Origin of the sequence: Rhodococcus sp. 15-2388-1-1a (assembly GCF_002259145.1) — a bacterium.
Lineage (GTDB): Bacteria > Actinomycetota > Actinomycetes > Mycobacteriales > Mycobacteriaceae > Rhodococcoides.
On record NZ_NPFP01000002.1, the window covers coordinates 1 to 13,503 of the forward strand.

At 65.4% G+C, this 13,503-nt stretch carries 11 protein-coding genes and 1 tRNA gene; 7 read left to right on the top strand and 5 right to left on the bottom strand.

The annotated features are described in order from the left end of the window. Nucleotides 1–175: 175 nt before the first annotated feature. From CH302_RS01100 to CH302_RS01110, 3 genes are all read right to left on the bottom strand, one after another. Complete coding sequence (locus CH302_RS01100) at nt 176–1,090, bottom strand: MazG family protein (protein ID WP_037192056.1); 915 nt, start codon at nt 1,088–1,090, stop codon at nt 176–178. Between the two features lie 2 nt (nt 1,091–1,092). Then, complete coding sequence (mfd, locus tag CH302_RS01105) at nt 1,093–4,671, bottom strand: transcription-repair coupling factor (RefSeq protein ID WP_230596320.1); 3,579 nt, start codon at nt 4,669–4,671, stop codon at nt 1,093–1,095. A gap of 217 nt (nt 4,672–4,888) precedes the next feature. Then, entirely contained in the window at nt 4,889–5,458 is a 570-nt protein-coding gene (locus CH302_RS01110) for a TetR/AcrR family transcriptional regulator (protein WP_037192054.1), read from the bottom strand. A gap of 55 nt (nt 5,459–5,513) precedes the next feature. Between CH302_RS01110 and CH302_RS01115 the strand changes: the two genes are divergently transcribed. Next, nucleotides 5,514–6,494 carry an alpha/beta fold hydrolase gene (locus tag CH302_RS01115; protein WP_037192053.1) on the top strand — a complete coding sequence of 327 codons (981 nt, stop codon included), beginning with the start codon at nt 5,514–5,516 and terminating at the stop codon, nt 6,492–6,494. Here CH302_RS01115 and CH302_RS01120 read toward each other — a convergent pair whose 3' ends face one another. Both CH302_RS01120 and CH302_RS01125 read right to left on the bottom strand, forming a co-directional pair. Next, nucleotides 6,495–7,139 (bottom strand): ScbR family autoregulator-binding transcription factor, encoded by a 645-nt coding sequence (locus CH302_RS01120; protein ID WP_037192051.1) that lies wholly within the window; start codon nt 7,137–7,139, stop codon nt 6,495–6,497. 187 nt (nt 7,140–7,326) lie between these two features. Beyond that, nucleotides 7,327–7,965 (bottom strand): TetR/AcrR family transcriptional regulator, encoded by a 639-nt coding sequence (locus CH302_RS01125; protein ID WP_082323716.1) that lies wholly within the window; start codon nt 7,963–7,965, stop codon nt 7,327–7,329. A gap of 220 nt (nt 7,966–8,185) precedes the next feature. Between CH302_RS01125 and CH302_RS01130 the strand changes: the two genes are divergently transcribed. From CH302_RS01130 to CH302_RS01155, 6 genes are all read left to right on the top strand, one after another. Next, nucleotides 8,186–8,256, top strand: a tRNA-Gln gene (locus CH302_RS01130). A gap of 52 nt (nt 8,257–8,308) precedes the next feature. Further along, nucleotides 8,309–9,781, top strand: a complete 1,473-nt coding sequence (gene glmU / locus CH302_RS01135) for a bifunctional UDP-N-acetylglucosamine diphosphorylase/glucosamine-1-phosphate N-acetyltransferase GlmU (RefSeq protein ID WP_037192046.1) — start codon at nt 8,309–8,311, stop codon at nt 9,779–9,781. Further along, the gene (locus CH302_RS01140; RefSeq protein ID WP_032395699.1) at nt 9,778–10,761 is read left to right on the top strand and encodes a ribose-phosphate diphosphokinase; all 984 of its coding nucleotides are present in this window, start codon (nt 9,778–9,780) and stop codon (nt 10,759–10,761) included. Before glmU ends, CH302_RS01140 begins: the two co-directional genes overlap by 4 nt. A gap of 172 nt (nt 10,762–10,933) precedes the next feature. Beyond that, entirely contained in the window at nt 10,934–11,563 is a 630-nt protein-coding gene (locus tag CH302_RS01145; protein ID WP_230596310.1) for a hypothetical protein, read from the top strand. 18 nt (nt 11,564–11,581) lie between these two features. Beyond that, nucleotides 11,582–12,778 (top strand): sensor histidine kinase, encoded by a 1,197-nt coding sequence (locus CH302_RS01150; protein WP_037192045.1) that lies wholly within the window; start codon nt 11,582–11,584, stop codon nt 12,776–12,778. Continuing rightward, nucleotides 12,778–13,437, top strand: a complete 660-nt coding sequence (locus CH302_RS01155) for a response regulator (protein ID WP_037192043.1) — start codon at nt 12,778–12,780, stop codon at nt 13,435–13,437. The genes CH302_RS01150 and CH302_RS01155 overlap by 1 nt, the downstream gene beginning before the upstream one ends. Nucleotides 13,438–13,503 lie beyond the last annotated feature (66 nt).

The following is a 13,503-nucleotide window of genomic DNA, read 5'->3' on the forward strand; positions in this document are numbered from 1 at the left end:
GCCCCACCCGTCCGCGTCCGCCCCACCCCGTCCGCGTCAATGGACCCTTGCATACGTCTGACCGCTGCAATGGTTCATTGACGCAGCTGCAGAGTTTGCGTGAATGGCGCACTGCATACGTCTGGGCAGTGCAATGGTCCATTGACGCGTTCGGGGGGGTGGGGTGGGCGGAGTGTCAGCCCCGCAGACCCCAGTGCTCGATCCAGTCGAGTGCGGACATCTCCCCCGGCGCGATGCCGGCGTTGCGTGCCGACGCCTCGGCGTTGCGGATCAGGGACGCGAACTCCAGTACCCGACGCCTCAGCAGGTCCTCGGCACTGTCTCCACCGTGCGAGTGATCGACCCCGATGTGTACGACGCGTAGGCCGTCGGGAATCAGCTCGTCGGGCAGGCCGGCCTTGGTGGCTCGTCCGATCACCTTCTGCGCCAGGGCGAGTGACGGCTGAGACAGGGCGATTCCGTCGACACAGGATCCGCGTGCCTTCTCTGCTGCCTTCTTCTCTTCCCAGGCTCGCTCTTGTTCGGCGATGTCGATGGGGCCGTTGCCCGTTCGACCGAGGTGCGGGCTGCGGTGGGTGAGCTTGGCGACGAGTCCCGCCGCGACGTCGTCGACATCGAACGCGTTCTCGGCTGCGTCCTCAGCGATCCTGGAATGGAAGAGCACCTGCAGCAACAGGTCTCCGAGTTCTTCGCGCAGATCCACCAGGTTGCCCGCGGCGATGGCGTCGAGCAGCTCGTACGTTTCTTCGAGGAGGTAACCGCGCAACGACTCGTGGGTCTGCTGCGCTTCCCATCCGCCGAGGGTGCGCAGCCGATCCATCAGCCGGACTGCCGCGATGAGGTCGTCACCGGGAAGCTTCTCGGCGGCGATGACCCGCTCTCCGTGGGCGATCCGTTCCTGGACGTCGGGGTTGGCGGGATCGGTGCTCACCAGCACTGCGTCGACGGCGTCGGGCGCAGCGGTTCCCGAGAACAGCCATCGCACTCGCACCGGCACTTCTTCGGTGAATTGCACTGCACCGCCGAGAAATTCGACAGCATCCACCGGCACTTGTGTGGGTCGAACAGGGTCGAGCAGAACTACCGTCACCGCTACACCCCCACTGTTTGCTCCAACAACACCGACCGAGATGGCTTCCCGTCCAAGGATAGGATGAGATCGGCGATGAACTGCACCAATTCGACGTCGCGCACGCGCGCCGCCCCCACACCGCCGCCTTCGACACGCGGCAGCGGCAACTGCACCACTCCGGTGGTGGCCCGGTACGCAGCGCTCGGGTAGAGCCGCTTGAGGCGGATCTGCTTGGAATCGGGTAGGTCCATCGGAGCCAGCTTCACCTGTGTTCCGGCAACATTGACGTCCGTCAGGCCGTATTCCTTGGCGATCAGACGCAGCTTGGCGATGGAGACCAGTCGACCGACCTCCTCGGGCAGCGGGCCGTATCGGTCGACGAGTTCTTCGATGACCGCGTCGATGCCCTCGGAATCGGCTGCGGCAGCGAGCTTTCGATAGCCCTCGAGGCGCAACCGATCGCTGGTGACGTAGTCGGGTGGGATGTTGGCGTCGACGGGGAGGTCGATGCGCACTTCCTTGGGGGCCTCGTCGGTGGTGATGGGCTTTCCGTCGGCGGCCGCGCGGTACGCCTCGACCGCTTCACCGACGAGCCGCACGTACAGGTCGAATCCGACGCCTGCGACGTGGCCGGACTGCTCTGCGCCCAGAACGTTTCCGGCACCACGGATTTCGAGGTCCTTCATCGCCACGGCCATACCGGCACCGAGGTCGGAGTTCTGCGAGATGGTCGCCAGCCGGTCGTAGGCGGTCTCGGTGAGCGGCTTCTCAGGCGGGTACAGGAAGTACGCGTAGCCACGTTCACGGCTACGGCCGACGCGACCGCGGAGCTGGTGCAGCTGGGACAGGCCGAGCGAATCGGACCGCTCGACGATCAGCGTGTTGGCGTTGGAGATGTCGAGGCCGGTCTCGATGATGGTGGTACACACCAGGACGTCGGTCTCGCGCTGCCAGAATCCCTGCACGGTGCGCTCGAGTGTCTCCTCGTTCATCTGCCCGTGTGCCGTCGCCACCCTGGCCTCGGGCACCAGATCGCGAATCTTCTTGGCAGCCTTGTCGATCGAGCTGACTCGGTTGTGCACGAAGAACACCTGGCCGTCGCGCAGTAGTTCACGCCGGACGGCCGCGGCGACCTGCTTGTCGTTGTACGCACCCACGTAGGTGAGCACCGGGTGCCGCTCCTCGGGCGGTGTGAGGATGGTCGACATCTCACGGATTCCGGCGAGGCTCATCTCGAGCGTTCGCGGAATCGGAGTCGCCGACATCGTCAGGACGTCGACGTGGGTGCGGAGCGACTTGATGTGCTCCTTGTGCTCGACGCCGAAGCGCTGCTCCTCGTCGACGATGACCAACCCGAGGTCCTTCCAGGCGACACCGGTCTGCAGCAACCGGTGCGTACCGACGACGATGTCGACCGTCCCGTCGGCCAGCCCGGCCATGACCTCCTTGGACTCGGAGCCATGGGTGAAGCGGGAGAGCCCCTTGACGGTCACCGGGAACGACGCCATCCGCGCGGTGAAGGTCTGCAGATGCTGTTGCGCCAGAAGCGTTGTCGGCACCAGCACGGCGACCTGCTTGCCGTCCTGCACCGCCTTGAACGCGGCGCGAACCGCGATCTCGGTCTTGCCGTAGCCGACGTCACCGAGAATGACGCGGTCCATCGGAACCGCCTTCTCCATGTCGGCCTTGACGTCGGTGATGGCCGTCATCTGGTCGACCGTCTCGGTGAAGCCGAACGCATCTTCCATCTCGAGCTGCCACGGGGTGTCGGGCCCGAAGGCGTGCCCGGGAGCGGCCTGGCGAGCGGCGTACAGCTGCACCAGCTCTCCGGCGATCTCGCGAACTGCCTTGCGCGCCTTGCGTTTGGTGTTGGCCCAGTCGGATCCGCCGAGCTTGCTCAGAGACGGCAGCTCACCACCGACGTAACGCGAGAGCTGATCGAGCGAGTCCATCGGGACGAAGAGCCGGTCTCCGGGATGGCCCCTCTTGCTGGGTGCGTACTCGACGACGAGATATTCGCGTCTGGCGCCGCCGATGGTGCGCTCGACCATCTCGACGAATCGACCGATGCCGTGCTGATCGTGGACGACGCTGTCGCCGGCGACGAGGGCGAGCGGATCGACCTGGTTGCGACGCTTCGCCGGGAGCTTGCGTCCCTCGCCCGCTGCGGCCACGCGGTTGCCGGTCAGGTCGCTCTCGGTGACGACCACGAGTTTCGCGTCGGGAAACACAAGACCGTCGTGCAACGATCCGCACAGGACGTTCACGACGTCGGCGACCGGGACCGCACCGGAGTCGAGATGTGCCGCAGGCACTTCGGCCTCGGCGAGGCGTTCGATGATACGGGTGGCGGTGCCTGCGCCCGCGACGGAGATGACCGCACGACCACCGGTGGCGATATGGGCTCGCAGGGTGGCGAACAGCGCCGTCAGTGCTTCCTCGGACCCACGGACCTCCGGGACCGAATCGACAGCGAGTTCGACTTCTTCGCCGTTGCCGGAGGCGAGCGGGCTGATGGTCCACCACGGACGGCCGTGAACCTGCGCGGACTCGCGAACCTGTCGAAGCGAACGGTAGGCCGAGGCACCGAGATCCAGCGACGCACCCTCGAGGCTGGAGGTGTCGAGGGTGGAGGTATCGAGGGGCGCAGCTCCGCCGATCGATGCTGCCGTCCAGGATGCTTCGAGGAACTCCTGGCCCGTGCGCACCAGATCTGTTGCGCGCGTGCGGATCCGCTCGGGGTCGCAGAGCAATACGTGCGTTCCCGCGGGGAGAGTATCGGCGAGCAACTGCAATTCGCCGGGCTGCAGCAGCGGCAGCAACGCCTCCATGCCCTCCACCGGGACACCGGCGGACAGCTTGTCGAGCATCTCGACCAACGCGGTGTCGCCGGCATTGTCGGCTGCGAGAACAGCGGCGCGGTCGCGAACTTCCTGCGTGAGAAGCAGTTCGCGGCACGGCGGCGCGATGACGAGATCGACCTCGTGATCGGGCAGCGAACGCTGATCGGAGACCGCGAAGGCGCGGAGCTCGGTGATCTCGTCGCCCCAGAATTCCACACGCACCGGGTGATCCGCCGTCGGCGAGAAGAGGTCGAGGATGCCGCCGCGGACGGCGAACTCACCGCGCTTGCCGACCATGTCCACGCGCAGGTAGCCGAACTCGACGAGTCGGTGGATCAGGCCGTCGAAGTCGATGTCCAGACCGACCTTGAGGGTCACGGGCTCGATCTCACCGAGACCGGGTGCCATCGGCTGCACCAGCGAGCGGACGGTGGTGACGATGACGCGCAGAGGATCGCCGTAATCGGTGTCGCCGGGACGAGCCAGCCGGCGGAGTACGTCCAGTCGCTTGCCGACGGTGTCTGCGCTCGGTGAGAGTCGCTCGTGCGGAAGCGTCTCCCATGACGGGAACATCACCACTCCGCCGCCGAGAATCTGGCGGAGTTCGTCGGTGAGATCGTCCGCTTCACGCCCGGTGGCGGTGACGATCAACAGCTGAGTGTGCTGTGCGATCGCGGCGGCGACGAACGGGCGAACCGAGTGCGGCCCGATGAGCGTGTGCTCGGCGGTTCCGATCGCATCGGCGACGGCCACCATGGACGAATCCGTCAGCGCAACGCTGGCCAGACCCGAGAGTTGCAGCGCCGCGTCGGGAACGATCGGGGCCGGCCCGGAAGGAGAAACGGCGGGCAGGGAATCGGAAGACAACAGCAATGCTCCTACAAGCGTGTCGAGACGACGGCTGCTTACGCACAGTCCTCGGCGAGTCTATGGGAGCACACCGACAGCCCGGAAGGCGGGAGACGCCGACGGGCTACATCAGAGCTGCATCCAGCATCGCTGCGAGAGCCTCGGCAGCAGCGGCCGAGTCGTACTCCGGGTCGTGCAGGCGCTCGGTGACGATCGCGTCTATCCCACCACCGACGATGATCGCCAGGGTGCGCGAATCGACGCCGGCGGTCGCGCGAGCCTCGACGGATGCGTCGATGATGTCGGCCAGCGGTCGCCATCGGTCCTCCGGGGTGTGCCCCAGAGCCGAGTTGCCGAGCGCCTCGACCAACATTCGGGTGTGTGTCGGGTGATCGCGTAGGTGGCCGACCATTGCACGCACGTACGCCTGGGGACCCTCCCGGGCGTCGACGGCCTCGACCGCGGCTGCCACGTCCTCCACGAGCGCTGCGAGAACGAACCGATACGCGGCGTCGATCACCGCGTCCTTGGTTCGGAAGTGGTACAGCACAGCCGCTTTGGTGATCCCGGCACTGTCCGCAATGCGCGCGAGCGAGACCTTCGCGTACCCGTGCTGGGCAACCGAGTCGATCGTGACGTCGATCAGCTGCGCGCGCCGAGCGTGCTCGACGAAGCTCGGTTCTCTCGTTGCCACGATCGCTAGCCTACCGTACGGTTGAATTACTTACCGATCGGTTAGGGGATTCGATATGAACGTCCGAGCACCGAACACGCGGCATCGATACCTGAAGATCGCCGCTGGGGCGTTGACCGTGGGCGCGCTCGCCCTCGCGTTCGCGCTCCGGTCTCCCTCACCGGTCGGGCACTGGAACAGTGCAGCGAGCGAGGACCGATTTCTCGCCACCTACGACCGCGCGTTCGAGGATCTGCCCGATCCTGCGGAGACACTCGACATCAGAACCGACTACGGCGTCGTCCGCGTGTATCGGTTCGAGGGTGCCGGGGCCTCCACGCACCCTCTGCTCTTGCTTCCCGGACGTTCCTCTGCCACGCCGGTGTGGGCGGCAAACCTGCCCGGCTTGCTGACGATCGGCGACGTTTATACCGTCGACCTGCTCGGCGAGCCGGGACGCAGCATCCAGGAACGGCCGATCACCAGCGACGAGGACCAGGCTGCGTGGCTCGATCAGACGCTCGATGCTCTACCCACCGACCAGGTGCATCTCGTCGGACTCTCGATCGGCGGGTGGACCGCAGCGAACCTGGCGCTGCACGACAGCACGCACCTCGCCACGCTCACGCTGATCGACCCGGCTCAGACCTTCGCCGACATTCCGTGGGGCACCGCGATTCGTGCCCTCCCTGCCGCCGTGCCCTGGCTCCCGAAATCCTGGCGGGACAGCTTCAACTCCTACACAGCAGGCGGCGCGGAAGTCGAGGACGTTCCCATCGCGGACATGATCGAAGCCGGGATGCAGGGCTACTCGCTGAAGCTGCCGCAGCCCACGCGCATCACCGATGAGCGACTGGCGATGCTCGACGTGCCCGTGCTGGCAATCATCGCGGGCAGGTCGGTGATGCACGACGCTCAGCAAGCCGCCGACACGGCCGAGAGAACACTGTCCGACGGAACCGTCCGGCTCTATCCCGACGCCTCACATGCCGTCAACGGCGAGTATCCGGACCGATTGCGCGACGACATCGCAGACTTCGTGATGCGGTACCGGTAGTTACGGTCCGAAGCGGATGACTCGACGCGCCGCGAACTCGCGGAAGTAGTCGAGCTTGTTGGCGGGAACCAACGCCGGCAGCAGGTAGTACCAGAGGCGCTCCATGCGCGAGGGCAGTTCCTCGGTGGTGGAGGTGGCAACCGCGACCATGTGCACGCCGGTGAGGATCTCGAGCACGAGCGATCCGATGGTGCGCGAATCCGAGTTGGGGTCGATGTCGCCCTGCGCGATGGCCTTGGCGGCGAGCCTGTCGAACGACTCGCTCCACCCGGCCATGACATTGCCCTCGGTGCCGCGGTAGTCGCCGATCTGATGGCTCAGCCGGAGCATGGCCGAGACCATGGGGTCGCTGACCGAGAGGTCGACGACGATGTAGGAGATGCCGATCGCCGCTTCGAGCGCCGGGATGCGGCCGTCGTTGAACTGCTGGCATGCAGTGGTCAGCCGAGTGTTGCCCTCGTCGATGACCGCACGTGCGAGTTCTTCCTTGGAACCGAAATGGAAGTACAGAGCGCCCTTGGTGACCTGGGACTGGGAAATGATTTCGCTGAGGCTCGCGTTCGCGTACCCGAGGCGCAGAAACACATTCGCTGCGCCAGCAAGCACGGTGTCGCGAGTGATCTCAGCGCGGGCCTGCCTGACCATGGGATCCGCCTTCGCAATAAGAACTGCCACTGCGCAAATTACGCCCGAACGGTACCACTGAGTGGCTTTACGTCTGGTGCCAACATGCATCGGTCCGATTGAGAACTCCGCCGTAGGTGACGTAGCTCTCATGGCCGACAAAGGGGACGATACCCCTCCTTTCAAAGGCGAGAGTCGAAACCGAGTCTCATTCCTCGGTCAATCGAGGGTCGGCTTCCAGATTCGTCAGTCCGTTCCAGCACAGGTTGACCACATGTGCGGCAACGACCTCTTTCGACGGTGTTCGCACGTCGAGCCACCATTGCGCCGTCATCGACACCATTCCGACCAGGGCCTGGGCGTACATCGGAGCGAACTCGGGATCGAGTCCTCGGCGCGAGAAGTCGCCGGCCAGCATGTGCCCGACGCGACCGATGGCCTCGTTGAGCAACGACGAGTACTTGCCGTCCTCGGCAGCCGCAGGGGAATCGCGCACGAGAATGCGGAATCCGTCGGTTCGGTCCTCGATGTAGGTCAGCAGGGCAAGTGCGACGCGTTCGACGCGAATCCGCGAGCGATTGAGGTCGAGTGATTTGGTGATCATGCCGAGCAGTGTCGACATCTCGCGGTCGACGATGACGGCGTAGAGACCTTCCTTACCGCCGAAGTGCTCGTAGACGACCGGCTTGGACACGTTCGCGCGGCCGGCGATCTCCTCGACCGACGAGGCCTCGTACCCGCGTTCGGCGAACAGCGTGCGGCCCACCTCGATCAACTGCTCACGCCGTTGTGTCCCGGTCATTCGGACCCGAGGTGAGCGTTCCTGCTCGGAGGCTGCGCCTGTCATGGAAAACCGCTCCCGTTACCGACCCTGCATTTCCCGACGCCGGAATCGACGCCTCCCCCACACTAGCGATGTCCGATCCATCCGTTTGTCTCACCAATCTGCATCGCGGTTCGACTCACCACCACCTCGCGTGCGAGGATCGTTGCGCTCAGTGGGAGCGCAGCGGCAAACGAATGAGTCGTTCGATTCGTCGGCCACTGGTGAAACCGCTGGCCGTTTATCCGCCGTGGTGTAATGGCAGCACCTCTGATTTTGGTTCAGATAGTTCAGGTTCGAGTCCTGGCGGCGGAGCGAGCAACATCATTCGTGCATACCGTCTTCGCGTCACCGCCTGAGGAGCTCAATGCCTGTGCAGACCGCCGTGGTCGTTCTCGCTGCGGGTGCAGGTACCCGAATGCGGTCGAAGACTCCGAAAGTTCTGCATCCCCTCGCCGGACGCACTATGCTCGCGCACGCCCTCCACGCGGCCGCCGACCTGGGTCCCGACCACTTGGTGACCGTTGTCGGACACGATCGCGAACGAGTGACCGAGGCCGTCCAGGACCTCGCAGCCACGTTCGGTCGCACGATTCACACCGCCGTCCAGGATCGCCAGCTCGGCACCGGACACGCGGTCCAGTGCGGCCTTGCTGCCCTGCCCGACGATTTCGAGGGCACGATCCTCGTCACCGCAGCCGACGTTCCCCTGCTCGACGGCCACACGCTCAAAGCTCTGCTCGACGAGCATCTGAGCGCCCCCCGGCCCGCGGCGGCCACGGTTCTGACCTTTCTTCCCGACGATGCCAACGGCTACGGCCGTATCGTCCGCACCGACGACGGCGAGGTGGCCGAGATCGTCGAGCACGCCGACGCCACCCCCGCTCAGGTGCTGATCGGTGAGGTCAACTCCGGCGTCTACGCCTTCGATGCCGTGGCGTTGCGCACCGCCCTCGGCAAGCTCAGCACCGCCAACGCTCAGCACGAGCTTTATCTGACCGATGTCGTCAAGATCAGCAAGGCCGACGGCAAAGCGGTCTACGGAACCCAGCTCGCCGATCCCGATCTGGTGGTGGGCGTCAACGACCGCGTCCAGCTGGCGCACGTCACCTCTGTGTTGAACCGTCACATCGTCGAACGACACATGCGCGCCGGAGTCACCGTCGTGGATCCGTCGACCACCTGGATCGACATCGACGTCACCCTCGGCGCGGACGTCCGCCTCGAACCCGGCGTCCAACTCCACGGCAAGACCCACATCGCCGACGACGCGATCGTCGGACCGGACTCGACGCTGCGTGACGTGGAGATCGGCGAACGCGCGTCGGTCGTACGGACCCACGCCGAGCAGGCCGTGATCGGACCGGATGCCACCGTCGGACCGTTCACCTACCTGCGTCCAGGCACGGTGCTGGGCGAAGGCGGCAAACTCGGTGCCTACGTCGAGACCAAGAACGCGACGATCGGGCGCCACACCAAGGTCCCGCACCTCACCTATGTCGGCGATGCCACGATCGGCGACCACAGCAACATCGGTTGCTCCAACGTCTTCGCCAACTACGACGGCGTCAACAAGAGCCGCACGGAAATCGGATCCCACGTACGGACCGGTTCCGACTCGACGTTCGTCGCTCCCGTACATGTGGGCGACGGCGCTTACACCGGTGCAGGAACAGTGGTTCGGGACGATGTTCCTCCCGGCGCGCTGGCCGTCTCCGGTGGCAAGCAACGCAATATCGAAGGCTGGGTCATGGACAACAGGCCCGGAACCGAAGCTGCGAAAGCAGCGGCGCTCGCAGATCGTGATCGGCAAGAACAAAAGGACGGCGAACAGCAGTGACCACCCCTAATTGGATCGACAACCAGAAGAACCTGATGTTGTTTTCTGGTCGAGCACATCCGGAGTTGGCCGAGCAGGTCGCCAAGGAACTCGGGATCGACGTCACCCCGCAGACCGCGCGTGACTTCGCCAACGGCGAGATCTTCGTTCGCTTCGAGGAGTCGGTCCGCGGATCGGACGCCTTCGTGCTTCAGTCGCATCCGTTCCCGCTCAACACGTGGCTGATGGAACAGCTCATCATGATCGACGCGCTCAAGCGCGGATCGGCCAAGCGCATCACCGCGATCCTGCCGTTCTACCCCTACGCCCGTCAGGACAAGAAGCACCGGGGACGCGAGCCCATCTCCGCTCGCCTGGTCGCGGATCTGCTCAAGACCGCCGGTGCCGACCGCATCATCACCGTCGACCTGCACACCGATCAGATCCAGGGCTTCTTCGACGGCCCCGTCGATCACATGCACGCACACAGCCAGCTCGCCGATCACATCCGGGCGACCTACAGCCTCGAGCACATCACCGTGGTCTCCCCCGACTCCGGCCGCGTGCGCGTCGCCGAGAAGTGGGCCGACTCGTTCGACGGCGCACCGCTGGCGTTCATCCACAAGACGCGTGACCCGTTGGTGCCCAACCAGGTCAAGTCCAATCGCGTCGTCGGTGACGTCGAAGGCCGCACCTGCATTCTCATCGACGACATGATCGACACCGGCGGCACCATCGCCGGAGCTGTGAAGGTGCTCAAGGAGGCCGGAGCCGGTGACGTCGTCATCGCCGCCACCCACGGCGTTCTGTCCAACCCGGCCGCCGAGCGTCTCGCGAACTGCGGTGCCAAGGAAGTCGTCGTCACCAACACCCTGCCGATCAGCGACGAGAAGCGCTTCGCAACGCTGACCGAGCTCTCGATCGCGCCGCTGCTGGCTCGCACCATTCGCGAGGTCTTCGAAAACGGCTCCGTCACAAGCTTGTTCAACGGCAGCGCGTAGCATTTTCGGGTCGTTCCACAGGCTCCACTCCCGACCTTCAGGTCTGTTTCATCCCGCCCCGCCCACCTTCCGTCCGCGCCGCATGAACTACGTCACGTCCGTGACCGGAACATGCAGCTCGCGAGACGGGGGTGTGCGGGGCGGGTTTTGTTGTCACCTAAGATGACTCGTCGTGATCGACGCAGACTCTCCCCACGGCCCGGCTGGAACTACTACGGTCAGAATTGCCCGATGGACGCCGGGCGGGTGCGTCTGGTGCGGCAGTACCGACAGCGTCGAGGAATTCCGAAACGAGCCGCGCTGCGGCCTGTGCCGCGAGAAGGAAGCCGTCATCGACGAGGCCAAGCACTTCATCGGGATGTACGGCCTGCGGCCCTTGGGCGGCACGCTGGCGTCCGAGGACGAGGAGGAGCGCGAGTACCGCGTCACCGCTCGCGATGCGCGTGAGGTGCTCAACCGCATTCGGCTCGAGAAGCTGCCCGATCCGGCCGCCGTCCGCAAAGCGTTGCGTCCCAGGGCCGCTGCTGCGGGCAACGCACCGGCCTCGCCGACGTCCGGAGCACCGGCGAAGGCACCGACGAAGAAGTCGCAGGCCGGTGTCACCGGGATCGATGCGATCGAACTGCAGTCCCGTGTGCAGAAGCTGCTCGGCCAGCTCACCTCCGTCGATGAGCAGATCAGCGCCCTCGACGGCGTGCAAGGCCTCCCTGCCCGTGCGCGCATGAAGGATCTCGAACGGCAGCGGACAACCGTGCTGTCCACTCTGGCCGCGCTCGAGAAGGCTCGTCGCCGCACCAACTGATCCACGTAGTCTGATCGAGTGCTACGCAAGCGTTCGATCTCACGGCAGGTGCTCGATGTCACCTACGCCGTCGTCTTCGTTCTGCTCCTGCTGCCGTCCACTCTGAGCGGTTCCTACGGTTCTCCCGGTGTGGGCGTCCTGGCCGGATTCGGCGTAGCACTGGCAGTTCGTCGCCGGTCACCACGGCTGTCGTTGGCTCTCGCCTGGGTAGTGGCCGTCGTACAGATGGTCGGCGGGGTACTCCCCCTCGCGGCAGACACCGCGATCTTCGCGATTCTGTACTGCTCGGCCGCGTACGGCGACAGCGTCGTGCGACGCGTCGGGCTCGCGTCGGCCGTCGGCGGCGGAGTGATCGCGGCGCTGTATCTGGCGTACGTGGACGGCAATCCGTTCGGCCCGGCGACGGAAGAGGGCTACCAGGAACCTCGAATCGCGCAGTTCGCGCTCCTCCTCGCCGGCCTGTGGGCCATGCTCGGGTTGTCCTGGGCTCTGGGCCGGCTCGCCTACGCAAGGCGTACCGCCATCGAATCCGCACACGCGCGCGAGCTTGCCGAGGTACATCAGGCCCGCGCCGAACACGAAGTGGCAATCGAGCAGGAGCGCAACAGAATTGCTCGCGACATGCACGACATCGTGGCGCATTCGCTCGCCGTCGTGATCGCGCAGGCCGACGGTGCGCGGTATGTGCGCGCCGTCGATCCCGCTGCCGTCGACACTGCACTGACGACCATCTCCGACACCGCGCGCGAGGCACTGTCCGACGTTCGAGTGTTGCTCGGACAGCTCCGGCACAGTCAGGGCGATCTACCGAACCCGACACCCGACGATCTCGAGCGCCTGTTCGACCAAGTGCGTGCGACCGGACTGACCATCGACTCCTCGATCGACACCACGTCGGTGTCGTTGGGAGCCGGTGCGCACCTGGCGCTCTACCGGATCGCGCAGGAATCGCTGACCAATGCCCTACGTCACGGCGACCCCGACAAGCCGGTGACGGTCACCATCGAATCCGACTCCGCCGGCACAGAACTGGCGGTGCGCAACAGTGTGTCCTCGGTGCGGTCGGCGTCGGAATCGGGCGGCCACGGAATCGCCGGCATGAAGGAACGCGCCAGCCTCGCCGGTGGCATGTGCACCGCGTCCGGCGACGGCTCGTCGTGGACCGTGACTGCCTGGCTTCCCGCGGCCGGCTCGTCGACGAAGGGAATCAACTGATGACCGATCGAATCAAGGTGGCTCTGGTCGACGATCAGCAGCTGTTCAGGGCCGGCATTCGCATGCTCATCTCCTCGCAGCCAGATCTGGAGTTCGTCGGTGAGGCGGGCAACGGGAAAGAAGCCGTCGAGCTCGCCGCGTCGGCGCGGCCCGACGTGATGCTCATGGACGTCAGGATGCCGGTGCTCGACGGTATCGCCGCCACCGAGCAGATCGTGGCCGCGTCCGATACTCCACCGCGCATTCTGGTGCTCACGACGTTCGATCTCGACGAGAGTGCGGCGCGAGCGATTCGGTCGGGGGCAAGTGGATTCGTGCTCAAGGACGCGGACCCGGAATTTCTGCTCGCGGCGATCCGCACGGTGCATGCGGGCAATTCGGTGATCGCCGCGTCGGCGACGACGGGGCTGCTGGCGCACTTCACCCCCACACCGGTGGTGCCGAAGGTCCCTGCCGAGTTCGCCACCCTCACCGCACGGGAGAAGGAACTCTTCCGACTCACCGCGCGCGGGCTGAGCAACTCCGAGATCGCCGCGATGGAGTTCTTGAGCGAAGCGACGGTGAAAACACACATCAGTCGCATCTTCGCCAAGCTTCGATTGCGTGATCGAGTGCAATTGGTGGTCTACGCCTTCGAGCACGGACTCACTGGAGACTGACGCCGAAGTCATCCTGCAGATGTAGTGGTCGACTACTCGAGCCTGATTACTCGCGACCGTTCGATT

Bases quoted from the DNA above. Each gene is read 5' to 3' on its own strand.
- mfd (WP_230596320.1), bottom strand. From the start codon at position 4,671: ATGGTGGCCGTCGCCGATGCGATCGGAACCGCCGAGCACACGCTCATC.
- CH302_RS01115 (WP_037192053.1), top strand. From the start codon at position 5,514: ATGAACGTCCGAGCACCGAACACGCGGCATCGATACCTGAAGATCGCC.
- CH302_RS01120 (WP_037192051.1), bottom strand. From the start codon at position 7,139: ATGGTCAGGCAGGCCCGCGCTGAGATCACTCGCGACACCGTGCTTGCT.
- CH302_RS01125 (WP_082323716.1), bottom strand. From the start codon at position 7,965: ATGACAGGCGCAGCCTCCGAGCAGGAACGCTCACCTCGGGTCCGAATG.
- glmU (WP_037192046.1), top strand. From the start codon at position 8,309: ATGCCTGTGCAGACCGCCGTGGTCGTTCTCGCTGCGGGTGCAGGTACC.
- CH302_RS01155 (WP_037192043.1), top strand. From the start codon at position 12,778: ATGACCGATCGAATCAAGGTGGCTCTGGTCGACGATCAGCAGCTGTTC.